General features: G+C 50.5%; 22 protein-coding genes. 18 read left to right on the top strand and 4 right to left on the bottom strand.

Going from position 1 to position 25,585, the window contains the following annotated elements; genetic code table 11:
* The 3 genes from AC1DUO_RS19100 to AC1DUO_RS19110 form a co-directional block, all read right to left on the bottom strand.
* The coding region (locus AC1DUO_RS19100) for a DUF1493 family protein (RefSeq protein ID WP_477988351.1) at positions 1–233 on the bottom strand (233 nt) is incomplete at its 3' end.
* Positions 220–1,302 carry a glycosyltransferase family 9 protein gene (locus tag AC1DUO_RS19105; RefSeq protein ID WP_013578169.1) on the bottom strand — a complete coding sequence of 361 codons (1,083 nt, stop codon included), beginning with the start codon at positions 1,300–1,302 and terminating at the stop codon, positions 220–222. The genes AC1DUO_RS19100 and AC1DUO_RS19105, both read right to left, overlap by 14 nt.
* Positions 1,303–1,379: 77 nt before the next feature.
* A complete protein-coding gene (locus AC1DUO_RS19110) occupies positions 1,380–2,399 on the bottom strand; it encodes a glycosyltransferase family 9 protein (protein ID WP_013578170.1) in 1,020 nt (339 codons plus the stop codon).
* Between the two features lie 351 nt (positions 2,400–2,750).
* Between AC1DUO_RS19110 and AC1DUO_RS19115 the strand changes: the two genes are divergently transcribed.
* Positions 2,751–3,722 carry a LysR family transcriptional regulator gene (locus tag AC1DUO_RS19115; RefSeq protein ID WP_013578171.1) on the top strand — a complete coding sequence of 324 codons (972 nt, stop codon included), beginning with the start codon at positions 2,751–2,753 and terminating at the stop codon, positions 3,720–3,722.
* A gap of 4 nt (positions 3,723–3,726) precedes the next feature.
* On the opposite strand, the gene mntP is transcribed toward AC1DUO_RS19115, so the two are convergent.
* Entirely contained in the window at positions 3,727–4,302 is a 576-nt protein-coding gene (gene mntP / locus AC1DUO_RS19120; protein ID WP_013578172.1) for a manganese efflux pump MntP, read from the bottom strand.
* A 726-nt stretch (positions 4,303–5,028) separates the two neighbouring features.
* On the opposite strand from mntP, the gene tssB reads away from it, so the two are divergent.
* Genes tssB through AC1DUO_RS19205 form a run of 17 tightly spaced genes read left to right on the top strand, consistent with a single transcriptional unit; the run spans position 5,029 to position 25,321 of the window.
* On the top strand, positions 5,029–5,508 hold the full coding sequence (gene tssB, locus AC1DUO_RS19125; protein ID WP_477988354.1) for a type VI secretion system contractile sheath small subunit: 480 nt from the start codon (positions 5,029–5,031) through the stop codon (positions 5,506–5,508).
* Entirely contained in the window at positions 5,505–6,986 is a 1,482-nt protein-coding gene (gene tssC, locus AC1DUO_RS19130) for a type VI secretion system contractile sheath large subunit (RefSeq protein ID WP_013578174.1), read from the top strand. The genes tssB and tssC overlap by 4 nt, the downstream gene beginning before the upstream one ends.
* A 29-nt stretch (positions 6,987–7,015) precedes the next feature.
* Positions 7,016–7,507: an Hcp family type VI secretion system effector gene (locus AC1DUO_RS19135; RefSeq protein WP_013578175.1), complete on the top strand. Its 492-nt coding sequence runs from the start codon at positions 7,016–7,018 to the stop codon at positions 7,505–7,507.
* A 52-nt stretch (positions 7,508–7,559) separates the two neighbouring features.
* Positions 7,560–7,976 carry a GPW/gp25 family protein gene (locus tag AC1DUO_RS19140; RefSeq protein ID WP_013578176.1) on the top strand — a complete coding sequence of 139 codons (417 nt, stop codon included), beginning with the start codon at positions 7,560–7,562 and terminating at the stop codon, positions 7,974–7,976.
* 12 nt (positions 7,977–7,988) lie between these two features.
* A complete protein-coding gene (gene tssF, locus AC1DUO_RS19145) occupies positions 7,989–9,791 on the top strand; it encodes a type VI secretion system baseplate subunit TssF (protein ID WP_013578177.1) in 1,803 nt (600 codons plus the stop codon).
* The gene (tssG, locus tag AC1DUO_RS19150) at positions 9,782–10,729 is read left to right on the top strand and encodes a type VI secretion system baseplate subunit TssG (RefSeq protein ID WP_013578178.1); all 948 of its coding nucleotides are present in this window, start codon (positions 9,782–9,784) and stop codon (positions 10,727–10,729) included. Before tssF ends, tssG begins: the two co-directional genes overlap by 10 nt.
* 3 nt (positions 10,730–10,732) lie before the next feature.
* A complete protein-coding gene (locus tag AC1DUO_RS19155) occupies positions 10,733–12,646 on the top strand; it encodes a type VI secretion system Vgr family protein (protein ID WP_037032869.1) in 1,914 nt (637 codons plus the stop codon).
* A 13-nt stretch (positions 12,647–12,659) separates the two neighbouring features.
* Entirely contained in the window at positions 12,660–13,175 is a 516-nt protein-coding gene (locus AC1DUO_RS19160) for a DUF6931 family protein (RefSeq protein ID WP_013578180.1), read from the top strand.
* The gene (locus AC1DUO_RS19165; protein WP_013578181.1) at positions 13,175–13,474 is read left to right on the top strand and encodes a PAAR domain-containing protein; all 300 of its coding nucleotides are present in this window, start codon (positions 13,175–13,177) and stop codon (positions 13,472–13,474) included. The genes AC1DUO_RS19160 and AC1DUO_RS19165 overlap by 1 nt, the downstream gene beginning before the upstream one ends.
* Before the next feature lie 11 nt (positions 13,475–13,485).
* Positions 13,486–14,550, top strand: coding sequence for a type VI secretion system protein TssA (tssA, locus tag AC1DUO_RS19170; RefSeq protein ID WP_013578182.1), 1,065 nt, complete (start codon positions 13,486–13,488; stop codon positions 14,548–14,550).
* Positions 14,547–15,122, top strand: a complete 576-nt coding sequence (locus AC1DUO_RS19175; RefSeq protein ID WP_119262303.1) for a type VI secretion lipoprotein TssJ — start codon at positions 14,547–14,549, stop codon at positions 15,120–15,122. Before tssA ends, AC1DUO_RS19175 begins: the two co-directional genes overlap by 4 nt.
* Positions 15,122–16,516 (top strand): type VI secretion system baseplate subunit TssK, encoded by a 1,395-nt coding sequence (gene tssK, locus AC1DUO_RS19180; protein WP_013578184.1) that lies wholly within the window; start codon positions 15,122–15,124, stop codon positions 16,514–16,516. Before AC1DUO_RS19175 ends, tssK begins: the two co-directional genes overlap by 1 nt.
* The gene (locus AC1DUO_RS19185; protein WP_112197334.1) at positions 16,513–17,139 is read left to right on the top strand and encodes a DotU family type IV/VI secretion system protein; all 627 of its coding nucleotides are present in this window, start codon (positions 16,513–16,515) and stop codon (positions 17,137–17,139) included. The genes tssK and AC1DUO_RS19185 overlap by 4 nt, the downstream gene beginning before the upstream one ends.
* Positions 17,140–17,145: 6 nt before the next feature.
* Positions 17,146–20,583, top strand: a complete 3,438-nt coding sequence (locus AC1DUO_RS19190; protein ID WP_187514566.1) for a type VI secretion protein IcmF/TssM N-terminal domain-containing protein — start codon at positions 17,146–17,148, stop codon at positions 20,581–20,583.
* Between the two features lie 45 nt (positions 20,584–20,628).
* The gene (gene tssH, locus AC1DUO_RS19195) at positions 20,629–23,199 is read left to right on the top strand and encodes a type VI secretion system ATPase TssH (RefSeq protein ID WP_112197332.1); all 2,571 of its coding nucleotides are present in this window, start codon (positions 20,629–20,631) and stop codon (positions 23,197–23,199) included.
* A gap of 20 nt (positions 23,200–23,219) precedes the next feature.
* Positions 23,220–24,569 (top strand): VasL domain-containing protein, encoded by a 1,350-nt coding sequence (locus AC1DUO_RS19200; RefSeq protein WP_119262300.1) that lies wholly within the window; start codon positions 23,220–23,222, stop codon positions 24,567–24,569.
* Positions 24,570–24,607: 38 nt separating this feature from the next.
* Entirely contained in the window at positions 24,608–25,321 is a 714-nt protein-coding gene (locus tag AC1DUO_RS19205) for a hypothetical protein (protein WP_013578189.1), read from the top strand.
* The last annotated feature ends 264 nt before the right edge of the window (positions 25,322–25,585 follow it).

The following is a 25,585-nucleotide window of genomic DNA, read 5'->3' on the forward strand; positions in this document are numbered from 1 at the left end:
AGAACACCCGTTTTTTCGGGGAAATGGTTGGATGTGCGATAGTTTTTAGGTTTTACCTTGAACTGGATGAAAAAATCGTTCATCAGGATATCCGTCTGTATTTCACTCAGCGAAAGCTTTAACAATGAAAAATCACTCCCGCAGACCTTATTGTAAAAACCAAACACGGTGGGGTGGTTATGTTGTTCAAGAAAATCAATGATTTTCCCTTCCAGCACATCATTCACTGTCATATGTCCTCCCCAGCAATTCCCTGACAGCGTGGTAAACCTCAACAGGCAGAATCGCCATCATGGGATGTTCTGTTTTTTCACCATCAGGACGGTGCAAAATAATATGTTTATCCGGATCCTGACACGGACCGGTATAGGCTGGGTTGGCTGTGGCAAAAAGACTGACTGTATTTACGCCAGCGGCCACTGCGATATGTAACGGCCCGGTGTCACCCGTAACAAGAACATCCAGACTTTTCAACAGCGTGACTAATTCTGTCAACTGCGTATGACCAGACATTACGCATATATTGTTCTGATAGTGAGCGGGTAATTGTTTTAAGAAATCATTCGCCAGATTCTTTTCGGATGTTGTGCCTGTGATAATGATTTCCAGATCCCGATCGTTGTCTAATAACATACAGGCGAGTGTACTGAAAAAACATACCGGCCAGCGACGGGTCTCATTGGATGCCCCTAACTGAAATCCAATGCGCTGGCGTAAATACTGACGCGGTAAAAGAGTATTGATCACGGGAAGATGCATTGTCGTGTCGCCAGTATTTTCTCCCAGTGTTTCGAGTAACTTCAATTTGCGCCGGATAGTATGTCCGTCATAGTAACCAGAATAGTGATCTAAATAACGATTAAGTTCGGGAGACTCACTGCCATAGTGGTCGCGTAAAATCATTTTACTGCCGGATAAAACAGCACAAAATATGTCATAAGGAAAGTGTGCGTGTAAAATAACGGAAATATCAGGTTTGTGTTTTCTGAGTTTACATAACAAAGGTAATATTCTGACAACTTTATTATCCCATATATAAATATGGTCAAACCAATCATATTGCACAACCAGGCTGTGATTTTTTTTACTGGTAACCAGTATTATTTTGCTGGCTGGAAACCTATTCTTTAAATGCATGATTGCCGGTGTGTTCATGAGGTAGTCCCCCAGCGCGGTAGTGGAGTAAATGACAATATTACCCGGTGATGTTTCACGCTCTTGCAGCGAATATTTTTTTCTTCTCGTTAAAAAACAATAGATATGCAATATCGTCTTTATTACTTTTATCTTGATGGCTTTCATTTCTGTTCAGGTTACCCGCAACGCGATGATAGGGACTATTTTTCCATTAAATTACAAATAGAGTTTTAGGCTGTTACTCATTTTTTTGTATTTTCAGTAAGCACTTCATCTCTCAGTGCAACGAAATTGTTATAAACTTCATCGGTTGAAATATGAGAAACCTCTTCGTCTGCAGCAGCAATGATTCTGCACGGCACTTTCCATGGCCCCCAGACCTGCGGATCGCTGTTACCAAAAAGCGCCACCACTGGTTTTCCCACACCCGCTGCAATGTGCAATGCACCGCCATCGCTGGTGATTATCTGGTGGCACAGAGACATTCCTGCCATAAGTTCACGAATATTTACGGTATCGAAAGGAACCATAATAATATCTTTGCAGGCGTTGATGATGTACTGCGCTTTCTGGTCATCCCCGGGATGACACAAGTTATCTTCTGAACCTGGCGACCAGAAAAGAATAATTTTGCAAGGTTCGTCACGCGCCAGCCTGTGCGCGATTTCGATATAATTCTCAACGGGCCAGCGTTGTTTTTCTTTTCGGGCGCTGATCTGCAAACCATATAAGGGCATATTGTAAGTGTTTTTTATTTTGTGAGCTGCCAGTTCTTTTTCAGATTTTGTCACCCATAAAGCCAGTTTCCCCGGTTTGGCGTGACAATTTAAAGGCCTGGCGAGTTCAGCCATCTGTTCAACCATATGCATGCCATCCCGCATATAAGGTATTTTATCGGTGACAGAGTCTGGCGAATCACTTCCTATCGCGATGATTCGTTTGGCCCGTGATAATGTTGCCCATCGCAAAGGTCTTTTATTCCAGTTCCCTGCCACAATAGCTACATCATAACCTTCTTTCCGAATAGCCAAAGTGGTGACTACACGGCGTAAAATGGCTTTTATCTTTTGAGTGTAAGATCCTTCATGATGCAGTTTAGTATAATGATGAACTTTACTGACGCCGGGATTACCTTCAAGAACCTGTTTGTTGTAAGAATTAACCAGCACATCGACGTGATGATTTTTCGCCAGCATAGAAATCAGCGGGGTTGTAAGGATAAGATCACCAATGTTTTCCCGTCTGATTATTAATATTTTCATTTCTTTCCTCATTAAATACACTGTCATCAAGAATGTAACTTTATGCCTGACTCTTATCATTATATATAAACTTCATTATCATCATGCGGGTGTTCTATTAAAGGGCCGTCATAAAGACATAATGAAATTTACTGCTAAGGTAGACTTAATCCTAAAAAGTTAGTTCCACGCATAACGTCAGCGTAAAGGAAAGATTGTGTTAAAGATCGTTAGTATTTCGTGAGGAGCTTTCGGTTTAATTAATACCGCGATTCTCTGTGTGTCACTCGGGATCAATCAAATGATTGTCGCGATGTTGTGAGTGTGCAACTATCCGGTTAAATCAGAAGTAACTGTACAGGGTGACGCACAATGCCGATGGATATCGCGCTGTTGCACGCAGTGGTAGAAGTGGCCAAAGCCGGAGGATTTCGTGAAGCGGCACGCGTCACAGGCAGTAATGCATCCCGGCTGAGCGATGCTGTGCGCCGGGCCGAACAACAACTGGGCATTCGCTTATTTCACCGCACAACGCGGGCGGTGGTGCTGACCGAAGCGGGCAGGGCGCTGCTCGAGCGGTTGCTCCCGGCCATGAATGAAGTGGATGCGGCACTCGATGCTCTCAACCGTTATCGCAATACGCCCGGCGGTACACTGCGGCTGAATGTGCCGGTCAGCGCAACCCGGCTGGTTTTGCCTGCACTTGTGCCCGAATTTCTCCGGCGTTACCCCGATATCCAGCTGGAAATCATTGCTGAAAGTAACGTGCAGGATGTATTTCGTGATGGCTGCGATGCCGGTATTCGTTACGACGAACGTCTCGAGCAGGACATGGTGGCGATCCCCATCGGACCGCGCCGTCAGCGTTATGCGGCGGCGGCCTCCCCTGATTACCTGAATGTGCATGGACGGCCATCGCATCCGCGGGATCTGATACAACACCGATGCCTGCGTGGTCGCTATGCCAGCGGGATTATGCCGGACTGGGAGTTCGAACATGAGGGCGAAAGCCTCAGCGTTCAGGTCAGCGGCCCGCTGGTGGTGAGTGTAGGGGGCGCGGTGGATCTGGCGGTAGAAACGGCGGTGGCGGGTGCGGGTATTATCTATCTGTTCGAAGAATGGCTGCGGCCTGCCATTGCCAGCGGCAAACTGGAGGCTATCTTGCAACCATGGTGGCTGTCGTTTTCCGGGCCATATCTTTACTACAATGACCGGCGTCTGATCCCCGCGCCATTACAGGCGTTTATCGATTTTGTGCGCGAAGATAATCTCAAACATAAATTATCTGAGGAATCGAAAAGTAGCCTGTTAGTCGGCACTATAAAAAATAGCTTCGCTGGATGAAGACTCAACCGAGCAGACCAAGATGCTCGATGAGAATTGATGTACCGATACCAATCAGCACCACACCACCCAGAATTTCAGCCCATTTGCCCATCGCGGCACCGAGAAACCGGCCAAGCAACATACCGGATGTCGCCATGATAGTGGTGGCGGCACCAATAGTCAGCGCCATCACCAGAATATTCACCTGAAGAAAGGCCAGACCGACGCCCACAGCCATTGCATCCAGACTGGTCGCGACAGCTGCAGTGACCAGTACCCAGAAACCGTGACGACGTGGTGCCTGCGTATCTTCTTCCAATTTATCTTTCCTGAAGGCTTCCGCAATCATGCGGATACCAAGGATCAGCAGCAGGGTGAATGCCACCCAGTGATCCCAGCTCATAATAAACTGGCTGGCCGCCAGACCAATTCCCCATCCGATCACCGGTGTAATCGCTTCAATTACGCCAAAAATAAGCCCTGTGCGTAACGCCTCTTTTAGCGGTGGCCGGTGCAGAGAGGCACCTTTGCCAATAGCGGCTGCGAAGGCATCCATGGACATACCGAACGCCAGAATGAGGATGGTATAAAGTTGCATAAAACGGACCAGTCAGGCCTTCGGTAATCCCAAAGGCTATTTATTAATTGAGATGCGCAGTCTGCCACAAAAAACAAAATAGAAAAACCTTTATTTTCAGTATGTTATAGTGTTAGTTAAGAATGTTAGCACGGGCTATATTTGTTCAAAATGCCCGCAAAGTGATGAAAATTACGATGAGAAGCATCAAAAACATCAATCATACATAACGATGTAGAGTGAGTATGATTTATTCAGAAAATCTTACTGTTTCAGGACAGTACAGAACGTCACCAGGCCGAAGATCTCCAGTGACGCCGCATTCTGAATGTGATGATGAAGGTACAGGTACAGGTTGTGAAGTTATGCGTACCCTTGTATGGCGTGAAAACAATTATCATTGCAGGTCCTATCACATACTATTTCTTTAAAAAAGAGTTGAATGGGGAATGTCAAAAATGAAATGTAAAAATAATTATCATTTAATATTTCGTGGTATTTCTTGTTTTTATAAAAAATTCAAGCATTGCTTATTATAAATATTAAAATCTAATCTCGATAGATTCTATTTTTTCATTTACAAATAATTAAAATAACCCTGTATATTGTTATTTTTTATGAAAAAAATAAAATACTTTAGCAAAGGTAAATGTATTAGTAAGCAATCGGATATGTGAAAATCTATAATTACTGTTTATTATCACGGCCATATTAATTCTCTCTTTTAAACATTATGGTGATTTATCCGTGAGTAATACACAATATAAATTGAGCAAAGCGCGTCCCCCTCGCGTTCAAATTACGTACGACGTTGAAGTTGGCGGTGCTGAATCCAAAAAAGAATTACCTCTGGTGATGGGGGTTATCGGGAATTTTGCTAAAGATGATTTGCCACTGCKCGACCGTCGTTTTACGCACATTGATAAAGACAACTTTAATAATGTCATGGAAGGAATGAAGCCGGCTGTGGACATGCTGGTGGAAAGTACGTTGCCAGAAAAAGAAGGCCAGATGGCTATTGCACTGGAATTCAACTCTATGGATGACTTCTCTCCTGAAAACGTGGCGATGCAGGTGGAACCGTTGCGCAAACTTCTTGAATTACGCGAGCAACTGAGTGATTTGCGCAACAGAACTGCGAGCAATGACCGTCTGAAAGAGCAACTRGTTGAATTATTAGAGGGTATGGCGAAAGACGCAGAACCTGCCAAAGGGGAAGTAGAATGAGCGATATCCAGGTCATGAATGCTTCAGCTCAAGCTGAGCAGTCCGGTGATTATCTCGATCAAATTATCGATAATACTCAGGCCATCCGCCGGGAATCCGATCGTAATAAAGTAAAAAGCCAGTTGGATAACTTCCTGTCGGAAGTGGCATCAGGTGCGGTCATTGTTTCCAATGATCTGGTGGGTAGCATCGAAGCACGCATTGCCGCCATCGATGAACTGCTGTCTTCTCAGGTCAGCAAAATTATTCAGGCACCTGAATTCCAGCGTATGGAATCTTCCTGGCGTGGTTTGCACAAACTGGTGCAAAGCAGCGTCACGGAAAACACCAAAGTGCGTGTCTTTAACTGCACGAAGAAAGAGCTGCTGCGTGATTTTAAATCCGCCTCTGACTTTGATCAGTCTTCATTATTCAAAAGCATTTATGAAAGCGAATACGGTACCTTTGGCGGTGACCCTTACTCTGCTTTTGTGGGGGATTTTGAATTCGACTGTATGCCGGAAGATGTGCAACTGCTGGAACAGATTTCACATGTTGCCGCCGCCGCCCACGCGCCATTCCTGAGTGCTGCGAACCCTGGCATGTTTGCGATGGGATCGTTCTCCGAAATGCCGCGTCCGCGTGATCTGGGCAAACTGTTTGAAACCTCTGACTACGCCCGCTGGAAATCCTTCCGTCAGAGTGACGACTCACGTTATGTCGGCTTAACGCTGCCACGTGTTATCGGCCGTCTGCCTTACGGTGCAAAAACTGTATCCGTAGACGCGTTTAATTTCGAAGAAAAAATTGATGAAAATAATGAAGGAGCCAGCTATTTATGGGTCAATGCGGCTTATGATTTAGCGGGCCGTATGGTCGAGGCGTTTGAGGAACACGGCTGGTGTGCGGCGATCCGTGGTGTTGAAGGCGGCGGTTTGGTGAAGTCACTGCCGACCTACAATTACATTTCGCAGACCGGCGAAAAGGTCATGCAATGCCCGACAGAAGTGGCAATTTCTGACCGTCGCGAAAAAGAGTTAGCTGAGCTTGGTTTTATTCCGCTCATTTATTGCAAAGGTACAGATTACGCGGCGTTCTTCGCTGTGCAGTCGACCAATAAACCGCGTAAATACGATTCTGAGCTGGCGAATGCTAACGCCAAATTGTCAAGTCAGTTGCAATATATTATGACAACGTCGCGCTTTGCTCATTATCTAAAATCCATCGTGCGCGATAAAGTGGGCAGCTTCATGTCCAAATCTGAATGCCAGAATTTCCTGCAGAACTGGATCAACCAATATGTTGTGGGTTCAGATAATGTAGGACCAACGATTAAAGCAAGCCATCCGTTACGTGAGGCTGTGGTCGAAGTTGTTGATGTACCAGGTTCTCCGGGCAGTTATCGCGCCGTTGCGTATTTAAAACCGCATTTCCAGCTTGAAGGACTCAGCATGTCGCTGCGTCTGGTAGCGGAACTTCCTGCATCGACGGGTGCATAAATACTTAATCGTAAAAATAAGGATATAAAATGGCCACTGAATCGCTTTTCATGCAAATTGATGGTATTAAAGGCACTGTAAGTAATAAAGGTTATGAAGGTTGGATTGCCGTTGAGAATATGAATTTCGGTGTTTACTGCTCAGCTAAAATTGATAATGCTAGCGGTCAGGTAAACAGCGATGGCGTCAACTTTGATGCAATTTCATTTTCAAAAGTAATGGATACTACCTCTACTCAGTTATCCAATATGGTTGCGCAAGGCAGCAATGTTAAGCAAATTGTTATTGTTAAAGCATTGTTCCAGGGTGAGAAACTGGTTGAAGCACTCAAGCTGACCTATAAAAACTGTGTACTGAACAGCTACAATTTCAACGCTTATTCAGAAGGGGATGTTCCGAGTGAAAATCTGAGCTTTGTATTTGGTCAGATGACATTCGAAACTAATATGGTTGAGCCAGACGGTAAAACCAGCAAACAAGGTCCTGTGGGCTGGAATCTGGTTGAGAACACTAAGCTGTAATTTTTAAAACAACAGTGCACGCTGTAAGCGTGCACTGTATTAAGGCTTATTGATGAAGAGCTTATTACAGCAATTATCTGACAATAACCCAAAAGATCAAAATGACCTTATTGAGGAAGAAGACAAAAGCAGCACACTCATTGACGAAATATTGCTGCTTTTGTCTTCACGCCCCCGAAGTTACCGCATTGATAATATTCCACTGATTAATGAGTCGATACTTAATTATGGAGTCAGTGACGTTTTTTCCAGTGATACGCCTCGTCTTGAGCGCAATGCCATTATGCAATCACGTATTGAAATGGCATTACAACGCTTTGAACCAAGATTGAAAAACGTCTGCGTGACCCCCGGTGAAGAACTGGGAAGTCTTTGTTCATTCATTATTAATGCTGAAACATTCAATGGTGAAGTTCGCTACCGTCTAATGTGGGACGATGTCATCAGTCAATTTTCTCTGCGTGATTAACGAGTGTTTATAATGTTGGCGAAAAAATTAATTTCTTATTATCAGAATGAACTCGCTTACCTCAAAACGCAGGGGAAGGCGTTTGCCCGCCATTTCCCAAAAGTCGCCAGACGCTTAGGGATGTCAGAAGGTACGTCAGAAGATCCACATATTGAGCGAATTATTGAGTCCTTTGCGCTGGTCACGGCGCAGATTCAGCAACGTCTCGATGAGGATATGCCGGAAGTGACTGATGCATTGCTGACGGTGTTGGCTCCGCAATTTTTGCGTCCTTTTCCTTCGGTTTGCGTCGTACAAATGCAGCCAGATATCAAAGTCAGTGCGCTGACAGCCAGTAACCGCATTGACGCCGGAACAGCATTATTTTCCCGTCCGGTGAACGGACAGGTCTGCCGTTTTCGCACCACTTATCCGGTTACGCTTCAACCTGTCAGTCTGCATAACGTCAGCCTGCATCTGGATGCCGATGACATGAGCTGGAGTCTGAAAATACAATTATCGGTCTGGCCCGGTGCCACACTGGCGGCGGATTCCCTGAGGTTGCATCTCAGCGGCGCCAGTCGCATCGTCAACATCCTTTATACCTTGCTGTGCAGCGAAGTTGAGTCACTGACAGTTTTCCAGCAAGGGCAGAGTCATACGCTGTCGCCGCAAACTATACGTGCCGCAGGCTTCGGTGAAAATGAAGGCTTGCTTGCGGGTGATTCACGGGTTTCGCCCACTCACAGCCTGTTGCAGGACTATTTTTACTTCCCGCAAAAGTTTCATTTTATTGATATGCCGTTGCCTGCTGGCATGGTGGCGGGCAGTCAAAGCGAGCTTTCACTGGTGGTGAAATTCAACCGCTGCATGATAGCGCGTCAGTTGGAGAAAATAGCTGGTGCGGTGAACGAAAACCTGTTTCTGCTCAACTGCACGCCTGCTGTTAATCTTTTCGCCCATCGGGCCGAACCGATTTCACCTGATCACGAAACGGCGGAATATCCGGTTATCCCTGACATTCGTCACCAGGATGCGATGGAAGTCTGGTCTGTAGACGGCGTTTCGGCGATGCGCAAACTGGGCAATGAAACACAGTCCCGGCCTGTTTATCCATTGTTTGGTTTGGACCATTCCGCCAGTGACGGTGAAACCGGTTTGTTCTGGCAATGTATGCGCCGCGAAACCATGCAAAATGACGGTGTCGCCACATCGTTATTTATCGCTTTTTCTGACCGGGGAGAAAGCCCGTTAGCGCCCGGTTGCGACATTGTCAGCATGAACCTGACCTGCACCAATCGTGAGATTCCCGCAGCCATGCGCAACGGCGCTCCTGAAGGCGATTTCGAATCAGAGCTGCCGATTGCGGGCATGAAAATTATTGCGCTGACACGCCCGACGCTGCCGGTCAGGCCACCGGCTAAGCAGGCTACGCGCTGGCGTTTGATTTCTCAGCTTTCGCTCAACCATATGTTGATCAGTGGGCCGGAAGGCGCCCGTGTACTCAGGGAATCACTGGCGCTGTACAACTTTGTCGATAATCCGGGCATTACCCGCTTGATCAACCTGATCCTGCATGTCGAGTCTGGCCCGGTCGTTACCCGGCTGGCGCCTTTGGATCCCCGTTCCATGGCGCGGGGGATGGAGATCCGCATAACCTTTGCCAGCGAAGCGGCCGAAGAAGTTGAGTACTTCCTGCTGTGTCGCTTTATTGATTGTTTCCTGGCGTTGTACGCACCGGTCAACAGTTTCACCCGTGTAATCACCTGCATTGACTCACCGGGTGAAACTCCACGGACATGGCCTGTGCGGGCAGGAAGGCTGTCATGGATCTAAGCAAAATCCTCAGTCCGCATAACTTTTTCCAACAGGTGCGGCTGATGTTACGCAGTCTGACCAGAGCACAGGGAAAAGACAGCAAACAGGTGCTCGAAGCGCAACTTGATTTCATTTCACCGCTCTCGCTGGATGCGCCGAAAGGTGACATTACGTCGGTAACTCCGCTGGATCAGCAGCGCTGGCAAGTTGAAGTGGCCGCCCAGGGACTGACGGGGGCACTGGGCGCGTTACCCACGGTATACACCGAGTGGATGATCGACCGCTATTACCGCCATGGGGACAAAACTGCCAAAGCTTTTTTGGACATTTTTAACCACCGGCTACATAGCCTGCGCTATCTCGCCTGGCAGAAATATCACTATTACGCCATGGCAGAATTCAGTGCAACACGGCCGCTGAGTCAGGCAATCCGTGCGTTATCCGGCGTGGCAAACAGTGCGCCATCTCTGCAGCAGGAGCAGTTTGCTGATTTATTTGCGCATTCAGTACGCTCAATGCTCAACGTTGAAACCTGGTTAAAACACCGCTTTTCCGTGGCGGCGAAAGTCACGCCTTTTACCGGCGGATGGCAGGTCATGGACCCGGCCCAGTGTTGCCGGCTGGGAGAACCGTCACATACGCTGGCCGCTGCTCCCATGCTGGGCAGCGTGTACTGGGATCGACAATCACATTTTACGGTGACACTGGGACCGGTGCCGATGAAAAACGCCGGTCTTTTTTTGCCAAAGGGCAAGCACTACCAAAATCTGTGGTCGCATCTGCGTGAATACGTTGGTCCGGGTCTGGATTTTGATATTGATCTGCTGATCGAAAATACCACGAACGTCGTTACCTCGTTGGGGTGCGGGCAACTCGGGCTGGATATTTGTCTCGGGGCCTCCGAGGGAGCAGGCCAGCATAAAATTCGTTTACCCGTCTGCCGGGAAGGAAAATAAAAAATGTCGAAAGTAGCAGGACAAGACAACCGGTTTATCCGTTTCGTTGGCGATGCCGCTGATTCACTGACGCTGATGTATATCGAGGGCGATGAACAATTCTCTGACACCTTCAGCTATCAGGTCCAGTTTCGCACGTCGTTAATAACTCCGCAGATGGGGCGTTTTCTGGGGCATGAAATGGCCTGTGAGATTGGTCGTGGCAACCAAAAGCGCTACGTGCATGGTGTGCTGACACAGATTAAAGAAGACAATAATGTCGATGGTATCAGTACCTTCACCGGTACGCTGGAACCGCGCATGGCATTGTTGCGTCTCGGACGTAACCTGGCGGTTTTCCAGAATATTACCGTACCGGATTTAGTGTGCAAGCTGCTGCGCCAGCAGAACATCAGCCACATTGATTTGCGTCTGCGTGCGACTTATCAGCCGCGTGAATACTGCATTCAGTATCGCGAATCCGATTTTGACTTCATTAGCCGCCTTCTTGAGCAGGAAGGGATCTATTACTTCTTCCAGCATGATGCCGGGCAACACACGCTGGTACTGGCCGATCATCCGTCCAGCCATCAGTCTGGCAAAACGGCGGAGTTACCCTTTATGCCACTGCAGGGGCGAGGCGATGGCGTCGGTATCCTGAACTGGGTGGCCAGTTCTTCACTGGCGGCCTCTTCCGTGATGCTCAAAGGTTTTAACATTGTGCAGGCAGCCAGTGTGGAGGGCGAATCGAAAGCCGTGGAAGCGGAATATTCCGTGCCGGGTGTCAGCTACGTGGACGCGCACGGCCATGAAAAACGCGAATTACTGCAATCAGAAGCCCGGCTGAAGATGGAACAGCTTGAGGCCGATAACCAGCAGTTTTACGCCGAAGCCAGCGTGTGGTGGCTAGGCTGTGGCGATAAATTCCTTCTGAGCGGGCATCCTTCCTGTCGGGGAAACTACCGAATCAAGTCGGTTCATATGCATGCATCAAGCAACATTGATGACGGGCAGCCTGATTTTGGCTACGCGCTCACTGTGTTGAAAGACAGCCTTTCCTGGCGTCCGCCGTGCCTCACCAGACAACCTGAAATCGCCGGTATTCTGACCGCCATCGTTGTCGGGCCAAAATCAGAAGAAGTCCACACGGACGAATATGGCCGCATCAAAATTCAGTTCCCGTGGGATCGCGAAAACAAACATGACGATGGCAGTTCCTGCTGGGTGCGGGTTTCGCAGCCGTGGGCGGGTGGCCGTTTCGGCGCCATGTTCCTGCCTCGCGTCAACAGCGAAGTTACGGTCAGCTTTGTGCATGGCAACCCTGATTATCCTCTGGTGACCGGCTCGGTATACAACGGGCAAAACAAACCGCCGCTGAGCCTGCCTGAGGAGAAAAATCACGCCGGATTCGTTTCACGCAGCTCCCTCAACGGCAATGTTGAAGAAGGCCATGAGTTGCGCTTCGACGATAAAAAAGGCGAAGAGCGTCTGGTCATCACCTCGCAAAAAGATCTGCTGCTGACAGTGAAAAACGACGTCACCACCCGTATTACCAAAAACGTCACTGAAACCATTGGTGAGAACCGCACGACCGAGTTAACCAAAGGTAATGAAAGCCTGACGCTTAAACAGGGCGATTATGCCCTGGATATTAAAGGCAATTTGCAGGAAAGCCTGACCAGCGGTAACCATCAGCTAAACATCAGTGGTGGCGGTAGCACGGTCAAAGCGGACAAAGCCTGCGTTATTGAATCGACCCAGTCTATCGAATTAAAAGTCGGTAGCAGCAAAATTACTCTTTCTCCTTCCGGCATTACGCTGAGCGGCACCACGATCAAAATTGAAGGGAAGGGCACGGCAGAACTTAAAGGTGCGATGGTCACTGTTCAGGGTAGCGGTATGACCCAGATCAAGGGCGGCGTGACGATGATTGGCTGAGGAAATAAATAACATGAAAGAAAAACTGCTCACGCCGGAAGCGCTTGCTGCTTACAACCCGCTGCAAAACGGCGCTGAAAACGCAGCGCAACTGATGATCGCAGAACGCTGGGAAGATGCGCTGGCAAGCGTGGCGGCTGATTCTGTGCAGGAGAAACTGTTGGCATGGACGCTGCAAAAGGCGCTGGCCCGCCCTGAATCACAGGAACCCGCGATGCAGCAATGTGCCAGTGAAATCCATCAGTGGCTGGCAAATCCTGATGATGACCGGCGTTTCCGTATTTTCCAGCAGGCAGAACAGCTCGGGTTTGATACCCCCGTTGGCGCGCTCGGCCTGTCACTGTTCTGGATGCAAGGCAGCATGACACCCGCAGAGTTCGATGCGGTGTACCCAGAACCCCATTTGTCCCGTCTGATGCTCCATTGTGCGTTGAAATTGCTCAGCGTGGCGATCGCGGCGGAAGACGCGCCACTTAAGGGAGCACAGACATTGCTTTCTGAGTGGCACGCTGCCGGGGGAGGTTACTGATGGGACAGCCCGCTGCTCGCGTTGGCGATATGCATGTTTGCCCGATGGTGACACCCGGCTTACCCCCGATCCCACACGTTGGCGGACCGGTGACCACTCCCGGTACGCCGACCGTACTTATCGGAGGTATGCCTGCCGCGACTATGGGCTCGATGGCAGTGTGCGTCGGACCACCGGATTCGGTCATCATGGGCAGCACGAAAGTGCTGATTGGCGGTAAACCCGCAGCGCGGATGGGCGACAGCACAGCGCATGGCGGAACCATTGTTGCGGGTTGCCCGACCGTACTGATTTCATAGAGTGTATTGAAATGATAATGAATTTTGAGCCCTTGCTTGCCCCGTTCAGTGGCGATCATCCTGTCGGGCGCAACATGGAATATGAGCCGGTCTATAACGAAATCCGTGAGGCGCGGGAAAGCGATCCTGACTATTTGCCGCAGGGCGAATGGGCCACTGAATTGCGTAAAGCCGACTGGAGCAAAGTCGTTCGCTTAAGCGCGAAGGTTTTGCAGGCAGAAAGCAAAGATTTGCAGGTGGCTTGCTGGCTGATCGAAGGGTTGAGCCAGCAGCACGGGATACGCGGCCTGCTGGACGGTACCGGTTTTCTGATACCGTTTATACAAACTTACTGGCAAACCGGCTGGCCGGAGCTGGATGAGGACGGCGTCATAATCCGCCATGGCATGATTAATCGTCTGGACCGCCAGTTGGCGCAAATGCTGCATTGTCATCCTCTGTTTGGACAGCCGGAAAGCACGCTGGATCACTGGCGCAAGGTGCTCGCTTATGAGCACCGGGTGACGATGAAACCTGACAGCGCTGCGGAACGGGGCAGTGACGATGATTTCTCGATGGATACCTTCAACCGTTGGGCTGCCACACTGGATCCGCAGAAAGTTGCCGCACAGAACGAGGCGTTAACTCAACTGATGACTATGCTGGATACGCTTGAAACCCTCTATGGTCAGCTGAATCCGCAGGCTGATTCTCTGGCAATGGGGCAGATGCGTAGTGCCGTCGCCGAAATGCAGGAATTTGTGAAACGCCTGTTTGACCGTGCGGCACCGGCATATGACGACGTGATGACCCTTAACGTATTAATGCCTGACGAAGATGAGCAAGCCAATGACGTCAGTTCACTGATGAATAACACCAAAAAACAAACGATGTCACGGGATCTGGCCATCAGCCAGATGCTGACCATTGCCCATTTTTTCCGTCAGACCGAACCGTCAAGCCCCGTCCCTTTTCTGATGGAGCGTGCGGCGCGCTGGGCGGCTATGACGTTGACCGAATGGCTGGAAGAGATGTTGCAGGATGACAGCAGTATGCGCGATATCAACAAAGTATTGAAAGGACACGGCAGAGAATGAGGGGGAAAAGGGGACTGACCGGGCTGATACTGAGTGTCATGCTGCTGGCAGGTTGCGCGTCAGATGATGGGCAAAGCCGTCAGAAGGCGATCAGCGAAGTGGCTGCGCCTTTCGCGAATGGGGCTATCACTCTGCAACTGCGGGCTGAGCCGGGGCTGAACAGCCTGAACGACATGCCCAACAGCTGTACAGTATTACTGCTACAAGCCAAGGATAAACCGACGCTGGATAAAATACTGGGTAATCCCGCGACGCTGAAAAGCTTGTTTGCCGGTGCCGGCAGCGAAGGAGACGTTTTGCAGGTGGATCGTTACGTCATGATGCCGGGACAAACCAACACGGTGCATATTGATCGCGCCCGAGATACCCGCAATGTGGCGCTGGTCGCAGGCTACTATCCGTTCCCGGTAAAGAAACACATGGTCAGCGCACTGGTGCCGATAGAGTCTGAGAGCACTGGCTGGTGGGAGCCTGTCTGGCAGGCGCATTTAGCGCCGGTCACTCTTTCTGTCACCTTAGGCAGTGAAAGTATTGTCAGTGCAGATGTCCCTGTTGCCGGAGAGAAAAAATAATGTATCCAGAACAACAGCAAATTTACTGGCATTCCGGGCTTTATCTGCAGCCGCAGCACTTTCAGTCACTTGACCTGCATTATGAATGGAACCTCGCGCAGCATTTGCGGCTGGCGCAGCCCTATAATCACGGGCTGATTGAGGTGAGTATTAATGAAGCAGCACTGAGCGACTACGTGATCAGCGTTGAGCAGATCCGTTGTATTTTGCCCGGCGGTACCTTGCTCTCACTGCCCGGCAACAGCCGTGTTGAACAACGCAACTTCCGTGACCTCTGGAAACAGCGCGATCAGCCGCTGACCATCTGGCTGGCTTTACGTCGCTTTGATCCGCTGCACAGTAATGTTACCACGCTGGAAAAAGAGCATGATCGCGCCGTCACGCGCTGGATCAACACCAGCGAAGAGCGGGTGATGAAAGATGTCTATGATCATGCGCCGGATGCTGCAGTGGCACGCTTGTGCTACAACGTCAGGTTGCTGACGGACGTTGAAAAAGACGATGCGGTTGACTGCGAATGCATTCCACTCACCCGACTGCGTTATGAAAACGAACGGGTGATCCTCGATCCGACATTCTCGCCACCTTCCGTGACACTTTTTGGATCATTCAGCCTCGGCAAGCTGATTGACACTATTTATTTTGAACTGAGTGCGCGGGCCAGGAAGCTTGAAGAATACAAACGCTCAGAGCGACTGGTCAGCGATGCCGACCGTGGCGACCAGGTGACACAGTTGTTAGCGATGCGTTCTCTCAACCGTGTGTTGCCACAACTGAAAAATTTCTGTCAGGCGCGCCAGGTTCATCCGTGGCAAGTCTACAACGTGTTGTGCCAGCTGGTGGGCGATCTTTCCTCATTCAATGACAGCTGCACCTTCCTTGGTGAGTGGCACGACGGTGAAAATTCACTGCAAACCTACAACCACAATGAATTGCTGAGTTGTTTCGAAAGCGCCCGTAAGACGCTGATTACCTTGTTGAACAGTCTGGTGCTTGAGGACAATACGTACATCACGCTGGAAAACGATCTTCAGGGCGTGTTCACCGGAAGCTTTGACAGCGCGCAGAGCAAAAATCCCGAAACGGTACTGCTGCTGTTACGTTCCGCCAGCATGCCGATGGAAAATCGTCAGATAAAAAATCCGGGGGGCATCAAACTGGCTTCACCAAGAATGATCGAACCACTGATCCAGCATGCTCTGCCGGGCATTCCGGTAGTTCGTTGTCCACAGCCACCGCGGGGTGTACCAAACCGCAGAGATTCGCATTATTTCCTTGTCGAGCAGGATAGCGAATTGTGGAACAAAGCCCGGCAGCACAGCAGCATTTCCTTCTACTGGCCAGACATGCCGGAAGATCTTCAGGTGCAAATTATATTTGTGGTGCCTTCATGATGAGTTTGCTCAATTGTTATTTACCGCTGTTTCGCTATGTGACGGCGTTTTTTATTAATCCGCAGGAATATTCTGATTACAGAGAGTTTCGCGAAAAAATTATTACTTTATTACAGCAGGCGCTGCTTGAGTCAGAACGTCATCATGAAAAAGCAGAGTGCGATGATGCTTATTTCGCGGTGGTGCTGTGGGTAGATGAGCGGGTATTAAGATCCCGCGCGGAGTGGGTGAAAGAATGGCGAAGTAATCTGTTGCAGAAATATTATTTTGATATTTCTGTCGGCGGCGAAGCGTTTTTCGACCGGCTGGATCAAACCGATAAAACCAATACACAACTGAGAATGGTGTATCTGTTCTGTCTGCTGATGGGCTTCCACGGAAAATATACCTCACAGGATGCGCAGCTTTTGCAACAGCGCATCGAGGATGAGCGGCAATGCTTGCCACAAGCCTGGCGTCACTGGCCGAACAATGCCTTGCTGGTTGAACAGGACGCAGGCGGCGGCGAAAAAAATAAAACGGTGGTGAAAAAACTACGCCAGCGTAAAGGGCTGTTACTGGCACTGCCTGTTGTCGTCTATTTAGTGATTTTGTCCACCGGCTTAGGGATATTTTTCAGGTAACCTATCATGTTTAAAAAATTACTTTCCTTTGTCGCATGGACACTATTTCTGTGCCTGTTACTTATTGTTTGTATTGTCATGTCTGTTGTTTTCGAACAAACACTCCTGCATGCATTAATTTTGTGGCTGATATTGATCCTCGCCGTTTTATTTTCCCGGTTTGTCTGGGGATCTGTTTCCGGTATGGCGCAGGCGAAATATATCTCCTCCCTGAAGGCAAGATTTAAACTCACCCGGCTGGAATATGTTTTATTCGAACACTGGAAAACCGGGGCTGCGGTAATTAAGCGCATCAGAAGACGCAAACAGCCAATACCCTGGTTTATACTCACTGGCGGGCGAAGTGGTAAAACGACGCTGATGGCCGGTGCAGGATTACCGCTGTTTTCCAATGAACCGGAAAGTTCTCTGGTTGTGCCGACCCGAACCTTACGCTGGTGGTTTTTTCGCTCCGCAGGTTTTCTCGACCTTTCCAGCCATTTTCTGAATAAAACCCCGGCCTTCGAGCGCGGCTGGTTGCGTCTGGTGAACTGGTGTGCCCGTCTGCCTGCGCCGGGTGGCATCGTGGTGTGCGTGTCGGTCAGTGAGTTGCTCGAAAAAGATGACGCGGAACTGCATCTGCATGCGCGGCATATCCGCACGCAGATCGAACCGCTGGTCAGTAAAGTCAAACGCCGTCTGCCGGTGTATCTGTTTATCACYTGTTGTGACCGGGTGCCCGGTTTCAGCCACTGGGCCAATAATCTCTCCGCCGAACAGCGCCAGCAACCGCTGGGTTACTACTGGCGCCGTTCGCCTGTCGTCGACGGGAAAGATCCGGCCTTGCTGGATCCGCTGTTTACGTGCGTGAAAGACGGGCTGGATAAAGTGCGTGTCAGCATGCTTTCGGGCGGCGAACCGGATGGCGACACGCTGGCGTTGATGGATTTCCCTGAACAGCTACCGAAATTGCAACCTGCACTGCAACGTTATCTGGCCGCCCTGTGTGAGCCGGACGCTTACTTTCAGCCCGCAGCACTGGGTGGTATCTGGTTTACCGCCACTGAACCTGTCAGCAAAAACAGTGCTTCGCGTCAGGCTTTCTTTATCCATGACCTGATGGCCCGATTACTGCCTGAACTAAGCCGCCAGCGTGAAATTGAGCCTGTCGGGTTTGGCCGTCGCTATCTGCATAAATGGGGGGCGATGACCTTCAGTGTGCTGGCAATAACCTATGTGCTGTTTTCCGGTTATTTCACCAACCGCCTCACCGGGGGCTCGCCCGCGCAAATGGATGTCACGGCGCAGGTTCAGCAGCTTGAGAACATTGAGCACTGGAATGCACATCCGCTGAAATATTTACCTTTTGTTCCCGTGCTCAACCATCGCCATACGCAGCTTGAGGCCAGCATTCTTGCTGCATCCCCACGCGATAAGGTGAACCTGCGGGAGATAGCAGATAACTACCAGCAGCTGTTCACCGACGCCGATCCACAGCAAAAACGCGAGTTGATTCTGAACCTGGCAAGCACGCTTATCACTAAACAGGCCATGTGGGAAAAACAGCCGGTCAGTGAGCTGATAAAACAGGCGCCGGTTCCGGCGGCGCTGAGCATGACCGGGGCCACCGTGTCCTTACCCTATCAACAGGATGTGGTGTTGCAACGCGCGCTGTTACAGTTGCCGGAAGGCGGCAAGCAACTTGTGGTACTGCGCGAATTGCTCGGACGTTTGGTCAACAGTGATCCGCAGATGGCATGGCTGGTGGCTCCTTCAGGCGATCTGACGCCAGTGAATCTGACGGATTTCATGCCCTCGTATGAGGATAAAACGCAGGTCAGTGGTCTGTGGACGCTACAGGGCACCGCACAAATTCAGGGCTGGTTGAAGGAAATCCGTCGCGCAGGAGGTGAACAGGTCCCGATGCCTGCGCTAGTGGCTTTTGAACAGCACTGGCCTGCGCTGCGCCAGACGCAATGGATGACGATGATGCTGGCGATGAACCARCAACCCGCCCCGGAGCTGACCAGCGAAGAGTGGCAAACCGCGCTGATTACGCTCGATCAGGGTAACAGCCCATCAATGAAATTTTCCCGTTACGTCAATGAACAACTAGAAGACATCCGTGCTCAGGATGCCGAGCCCTGGTTGCGCGAGCTGCGCCGGTTGAATCAGTTACAGGCTATGTCGGTACCCGGTGCGCTGATACCGCGTATCAGCAAGGTCCAGCAGTCTTTTCAGAAGAAAATTTCAGCACTGCTGAAAATCGACAGCAAAACCCTGACACCCGTGCTTTCCGATCTCAATGTGAAAAACTGGAATGCCTGGAAAAACAGTCTGCATGCGGCGGTTTCGGACGTGTTTGCTACGCCGAAAAGCAGCGATCGTCTGACGCGCGGACTGTTCCAGACCGGCGCGGCGGGCGACAGCAATCCACTGCAATTACTCGACAGCCGTTTTAACGTGCTGCGTAAGAGCCTGTCGGCGGAACGCGATGATTTTGCCTCCAACGCGGTGTGGGCGTTGTATCAGAATGATGCGCACTGGCTGGTGGCGCATGCCATGCAGCGTTCTGCCTGCTGGCTTGAACAGCAATGGCAGAGCCGGGTGCTGTGGCCAATGGAAAATAATGCCAGCCGTCTGGAGTACGACGACCAACAGGATCTGGCGTGGCAATACCTGTCTGACTTTATCCGTGGACCGGCAAAAAGTGTGCTGGTGGTTGAAGATAACGGGCCAAAAGCGGGCGAATTCAACGGGCAGACACCGGGTCTGACACCGGAATTTCTGCGAATGGTCAATCACGTGTTGCGTCCGGATGACGTGCTGGCGATGCCGGAACGTGAAAATACCCGCAATGACGATGCGCTGGCCGCCCTGAAAGATGAGCAGGCCGATCTGGAGGCTCAAATGGCGGCACTGGAAGCAAAACCGCTGGAACTGACGCTTAAAAGCCTGCCTGCCACCATTCCCGGCGGTGCGCGGCTAATGCCGGTGGGCACTCAGTTGACGCTGTTCTGCGATGAGCAACAGTGGAAGCTCAATAGCATGAACTTCAGCGAACAGGCGGCATTCCGCTGGCGTCCGGGGCATTGCAGTCGTGCCACGCTGGTGATCAAGTTCCCTGGTTTCGATCTGACGTACGAATACTTCGGCGACGCCGCATGGCCTGATTTCCTGCAGGACATTTCCGACGGGCAGCATCGTTTCAAAGCGGAAGATTTCCCGGATGATGCCGCTCAGCTGACGGCACTGGGCATCAAAGAAGTCATGGTGCGTTATCAGAGCGGCTCACAGAACGCGGTGCAGGATCGCTGGCATCAGTGGCAGGAACTCAATCAGGCACTGAATGACAACGCTGAGGCGCAGCAGGAAACCGGCCTTAAAAAAGCGGAAAAACAACGACCGACAGCGCTGAAAAGTGCGTTCTCGCAACTGCCTGTCCGCATTACCGGATGTCACTGAGCGTCTGGTCAGGACGCCTTTTGAAAAATTTAGAAAGGATAATTTATGGGTAACTACCTGAAGAAAATTGTTGAGAAAATGAATGTCGAGGCACGTGAGTGCCTTGATGCCGCGATCAGTCTGGCCGTCAGCCGTACGCATCACGAAGTGGACATCGAGCATTTACTGCTCGCACTGGTGACCCGTCAGCCTGCGCTGATTGAGCAACTCTGTCTGAATGCCGGATTGCGGGGTGATGCGTTAGTCGATGCGCTGAAAGTCAGCCTCAACCACCTGCGCAGCGGCAATACGCGTAGCCCGGTATTATCGGAGCTGCTGGTCGAACACCTGGAGAAATCCTGGTTGCACGCCAGTGCCTGCTGGCAGCAAACACAACTGCCGGTACAGGCTTTTCTGGGTAGCCTGATTGCCAGTGAAAAAGACAATCAGATTCACCTGTCGTCAGCCTTACAGCAGGCGCTGCTGTGTCAGGCTGATTGCGCTGACCGGTTGCTGCACGATGCCTGCGCACCGGCACAGGCCACGAATCATCCTGCTGCAACCCGCCACAATACGGATTCTGCGGTGATGAAATTTACCCGTAACCTGACTGAACAGGCGCGTGATGCGGCACTGGATCCCGCGCTGGGTCGCGAGCCTGAAATTCGTCAACTGATCGACGTGCTATTACGCCGCCGTCAGAACAACCCGGTGCTGACCGGTGAACCGGGAGTGGGGAAAACCGCGCTGGTTGAAGGGCTGGCACAGCGCATTGCGGATGGCACTGTACCGGAAGCGCTGAAGTCAATGGAGATTCTGTCGCTGGATATGGGGTTGCTTCAGGCCGGTGCCAGCGTGAAAGGCGAATTTGAAAACCGCCTGCAAACCCTGTTGCGTGAAGTGAAAGAATACCCGTCTCCGGTCATTCTGTTCATTGATGAGGCGCATACACTGATTGGCGCGGGGGGACAGGCCGGTCAGAACGACGCTGCTAACCTGCTTAAACCAGCGCTGGCTCGTGGGGAAATGCGCGTGGTGGCAGCCACCACCTGGGCTGAATACAAAAAATATTTTGAGAAAGATGCTGCCCTGGCACGACGTTTTCAGGTGATCAAAGTGGCGGAGCCTGATGAAGAGACCGCCATCGCCATGCTGCGATCCCTGAAACCGGCTCTCAGTAAACATCATGGCGTGCAAATCCTCGAAAGCGCGCTCGTGGCCGCTGTTCGCCTCTCCAGCCGCTATATTTCTGGCCGCCAGTTGCCGGACAAATCCATCAGCTTGCTGGACACCGCCTGCGCTCGGGTGGCGATTTCACAGTGCCATGAGCCCAAAGAGATCGAAGATCTTAATGCGATGATCAGCAACATTCACACTGAGCGGGAAAGTCTGCTGAAAGAGGGCGAGAATCCCTCCCGGGTGAAATGGCTGGACCAGCGTGAAAGCGAACTGAAGCAAAGTCTGGAGGCACTGCTGCCGGTCTGGCGTCAGCAACAGCAGATCGTGGCGCAAATTAATAGTATTGAGGATGTGGCGCAGATTGCCGCATTGCGTGTGCAACTGGCTGAGATGCATAAAGATCAAGCTCTGGTGTATGACTGCGTGGATGCGACCTGTGTCGCAGATGTGATTGCTGGCTGGACCGGTATTCCGCTGGGCCGGATGATGGAAAAAGAGCAGCAACAGCTTGGCGATCTGGTTGCACGTCTGGAAAGCCGGGTGATCGGGCAATCCCACGCATTAGCGGACATTGCGCAGCAAATCCGCATCGGGCGCGCCAATCTGGCGGATCCGGTTAAGCCGACCGGCGTCTTTATGCTGGCCGGGCCCTCCGGAGTTGGGAAAACAGAAACGGCGCTGGCCTTGTCTGAGCTGCTTTTCGGTGGCGAGCAAAGTTTAATTACCATCAATATGTCCGAGTATCAGGAAGCACATTCTGTATCAGGCCTGAAAGGTTCCCCGCCCGGGTATGTGGGTTATGGGCAGGGCGGTGTGCTGACCGAGGCGGTGCGTCGTCGTCCATACAGCGTGGTGCTGCTCGATGAAGTTGAGAAAGCCCATCCGGATGTGATGGAGATTTTCTATCAGGTATTTGATAAAGGCGTGATGGAAGACGCTGAAGGCCAACTGATCAATTTCCGCAATACCCTGATTATTCTGACCAGCAATCTGGCCAGCGATCGCGTGATGACCGCCTGTGCCGCCGGAAATACGGATCAGAAAGCGTTGACAGCACTCCTGCGGCCTGAATTCGATCAGTACTTCCGTCCGGCGCTGATGGGACGTTTACAGCTGATCCCTTATCTGCCGGTCGTGGGCGAAACACTGGCAAAAATCATCCGTCTCAAAATCGATAAAGTATGCAAACGCTTTAGCGGTGCCGGTGAAGGTAATTCCTCCCTGAGCTACAGCGAAAAAGTGGTGGAGTTCATGGCCAGCCGCTGTCAGGTCGAACAAAGCGGGGCGCGTGAAATTGATGCCGTCCTGAATCGGGAACTGCTGCCGTTGCTGACCGACCGTCTGCTGGCGGTCGAAAGCAAAGCCGATATCCGCCTGCAGGTTGGTGTCAGTAAAGATCAGCTCACTCTGACGAAACAGTCAGCGACCAAACGCTCTGCCGCGAAACAACCCGTCTGAGTGACAGGAAAAGGATAACCATGAAAAACCGGGTGAATTTGCGCGCACTGAAAATTAACGGGCACGATCCGAGGCTCAGCAAATCCTTTCTGTTGCTGAGCAGTGAGCTAAGCCCGCTGAATGGCACCATTCCCGCCAGACTGGACTGGAATGCGCTGGAAGAACGGTGTTTTCAGCTGTTCCATGAATATGGCTACGACCTGCAAAGTGGCATGTGGTTTTGTCTCATCAACCTGCGGCTTAAGAGCTGGAAAGGGCTGGCGTTGGCACTCGATCTGCTGTCGACGGCATTTACCCACAACAGCCAGCGCTGCTGGCCGCCTGTGGCCGCCGTTCAGCAGCGACAGCAGTTGATCGACTGGTTCAATGCCAATGTGGCGACGCATATTTATACGCTGGAGTACGGGCCGGAAAACAGCGCGGAAATGCGACAGGTAGAAAGAAGTATCGGCGTGTTGTGCACACAGTCCAAAAACCTGCAATCACGCAGCCATGACTCGCTGAACAATCTGCATTATTTCCTGCAGGTTCGCTGTCGTTCCGTGCCGTATCCGGTCCACGCCAAAGTGACGAAAGCGATACGTGAGCCCGTAGATAAGACTCCTCAGGTATTGAGTGAGAAAAATGTCGCTGCACTGCTGACTGACATCGTACCTGATGTAGAACCGGTTGAAATCCAGCTTGCTGAGACACATCAACCGCGCCCGTTATTGTGGGGGCTCGGTGGAATGGCTGCTGGCATAGCGGTTTGCGCCGTCGCTGCGGCGTTCTGGTTCTCATCACAGACGTTGAGTTTTAGTGAAAAGTTGAGCGTCCCGTTACTGACATTGCAACACAGTGAGCGTCAAATAAATGACGCCTGGAACAAAGCGCCTGAAGCCGATCTGAATGCGCAAAAAGAGGCAGTGTTAGCGCAGGCGGCGCCGGTGCTGACATGGCTGAGCGAACAACCCTCTGATGTATTGCTGCGTCAGGGTGAAATATTGTCTGATCATCTGGAAAAAGCCTATCCGGGAAATCAGTACAGTGCTCAATGGCGGCGCACAGTAGATGAAAAGGCGGGAGATATTCCGGCGCTGGACGGTTTAGTGCTTGCTAATAAACATCTTGATGAGCTTGAAGCCCGGTTGCTGAACGCTGAAAAGAAACACAGCCAATATATGACCGTGTCAGAATTGAAAACAGCGGTATATCAGATACGGCAGGACCTGCAGCGCAATGGTGTGCCCGCTGAAACCCTACTCTGGCAACTCAGTCAGCAAAATGAAAATACCGATCAGTCTAATTCGGCATTATTAAAGCAGGTCTCACAAAGAATCGAAGCGTTAAATTCAATCTATTTTATGTATTTATTTGAAAAGCCTATCTGAAGAATTTATTAATAGTAATTATGTAATGGAGTTACATTATGTTCGGTAAAAAACAGTTAAAGTCTCCCGATGCAGATAAAGTCAAAGCGTTGAAGAAATGGGACGCTCGTGATAAAAAAAGACAACTGCTGATTCACACGGTTTCTGCTAACTATGTGAATACACCACTGCTCATGAAACCGGGCAGAGATGTTTTTAAAACCTGGGATATTATTTCAAGTTCATTCATTGATCTGGATAACGTGCTGGCCGGTTTCCGGTTGGGGGCCGGACTCACGGTCAGGTCGCAATCAGGATTATTTTTCGAAGCAGGCTTTATTCTCGATGTGCCGGTGCAAAATATAATGGGAACATTCAGCGGTGATGTATGGTTCCCTAATCATGCGGGTGTCAGTAATGGTATGGTCTATAACCGTTTTGCCCTTGCTGACAATATTTTTGCGGGCAGATCTAAAAAGAAAGAAATCATTGCTCCCGGTGGTTACAATCAAATTCAGCCACCCCAAAAGATACTCAAGAACACTAATTACCAATGGCATAATGAGATCCTGCTTATTGGTCGTCCGGATATTAATACTTATCAGGGATTACCTCCGACGCGTGACATTAAAATAGCGGGGATTTTTGTAGCACCTAAGACTATACGTCCGACTCGGGAAGCGACCCTAGGGATTAACGAAAGGTTGTACAAGTTAGTTGAACGGATGAAAAAATGTAATCCTGGCGTTCCGGTTATTGACATTTCTCGTTAAAGATCTCCTTTACAGAGATGAGCGTCATGTGTAAGCCCCCTTAAACCGGTTCGCTTTACGCATGACTATCATGCCCTTAATGTCAAAAGTTAGCCTTGAATAATAAAGCGTTCATCTATACCCGATGGCGTACGAGTGTATCTATACTCTTTCTGTGGGACGACCAACGTCGCCCCGGAAATTGTGAAGCCACTCATGAAGCAAACTAAAAATAAATCATCGCTGCTTACTGTGACCGTGGCCTGTATCGGTGTTGTCTATGGC

This window comes from Rahnella sp. P4_A8 (assembly GCF_056402435.1).

Coding starts and splice junctions, on each gene's coding strand:
- AC1DUO_RS19105 (WP_013578169.1), bottom strand. CDS start 1,302: ATGAAAGCCATCAAGATAAAAGTAATAAAGACGATATTGCATATCTAT.
- AC1DUO_RS19110 (WP_013578170.1), bottom strand. CDS start 2,399: ATGAAAATATTAATAATCAGACGGGAAAACATTGGTGATCTTATCCTT.
- AC1DUO_RS19115 (WP_013578171.1), top strand. CDS start 2,751: ATGCCGATGGATATCGCGCTGTTGCACGCAGTGGTAGAAGTGGCCAAA.
- mntP (WP_013578172.1), bottom strand. CDS start 4,302: ATGCAACTTTATACCATCCTCATTCTGGCGTTCGGTATGTCCATGGAT.
- tssC (WP_013578174.1), top strand. CDS start 5,505: ATGAGCGATATCCAGGTCATGAATGCTTCAGCTCAAGCTGAGCAGTCC.
- AC1DUO_RS19135 (WP_013578175.1), top strand. CDS start 7,016: ATGGCCACTGAATCGCTTTTCATGCAAATTGATGGTATTAAAGGCACT.
- AC1DUO_RS19140 (WP_013578176.1), top strand. CDS start 7,560: ATGAAGAGCTTATTACAGCAATTATCTGACAATAACCCAAAAGATCAA.
- tssF (WP_013578177.1), top strand. CDS start 7,989: ATGTTGGCGAAAAAATTAATTTCTTATTATCAGAATGAACTCGCTTAC.
- tssG (WP_013578178.1), top strand. CDS start 9,782: ATGGATCTAAGCAAAATCCTCAGTCCGCATAACTTTTTCCAACAGGTG.
- AC1DUO_RS19155 (WP_037032869.1), top strand. CDS start 10,733: ATGTCGAAAGTAGCAGGACAAGACAACCGGTTTATCCGTTTCGTTGGC.
- AC1DUO_RS19160 (WP_013578180.1), top strand. CDS start 12,660: ATGAAAGAAAAACTGCTCACGCCGGAAGCGCTTGCTGCTTACAACCCG.
- AC1DUO_RS19165 (WP_013578181.1), top strand. CDS start 13,175: ATGGGACAGCCCGCTGCTCGCGTTGGCGATATGCATGTTTGCCCGATG.
- tssA (WP_013578182.1), top strand. CDS start 13,486: ATGATAATGAATTTTGAGCCCTTGCTTGCCCCGTTCAGTGGCGATCAT.
- AC1DUO_RS19175 (WP_119262303.1), top strand. CDS start 14,547: ATGAGGGGGAAAAGGGGACTGACCGGGCTGATACTGAGTGTCATGCTG.
- tssK (WP_013578184.1), top strand. CDS start 15,122: ATGTATCCAGAACAACAGCAAATTTACTGGCATTCCGGGCTTTATCTG.
- AC1DUO_RS19185 (WP_112197334.1), top strand. CDS start 16,513: ATGATGAGTTTGCTCAATTGTTATTTACCGCTGTTTCGCTATGTGACG.
- tssH (WP_112197332.1), top strand. CDS start 20,629: ATGGGTAACTACCTGAAGAAAATTGTTGAGAAAATGAATGTCGAGGCA.
- AC1DUO_RS19200 (WP_119262300.1), top strand. CDS start 23,220: ATGAAAAACCGGGTGAATTTGCGCGCACTGAAAATTAACGGGCACGAT.
- AC1DUO_RS19205 (WP_013578189.1), top strand. CDS start 24,608: ATGTTCGGTAAAAAACAGTTAAAGTCTCCCGATGCAGATAAAGTCAAA.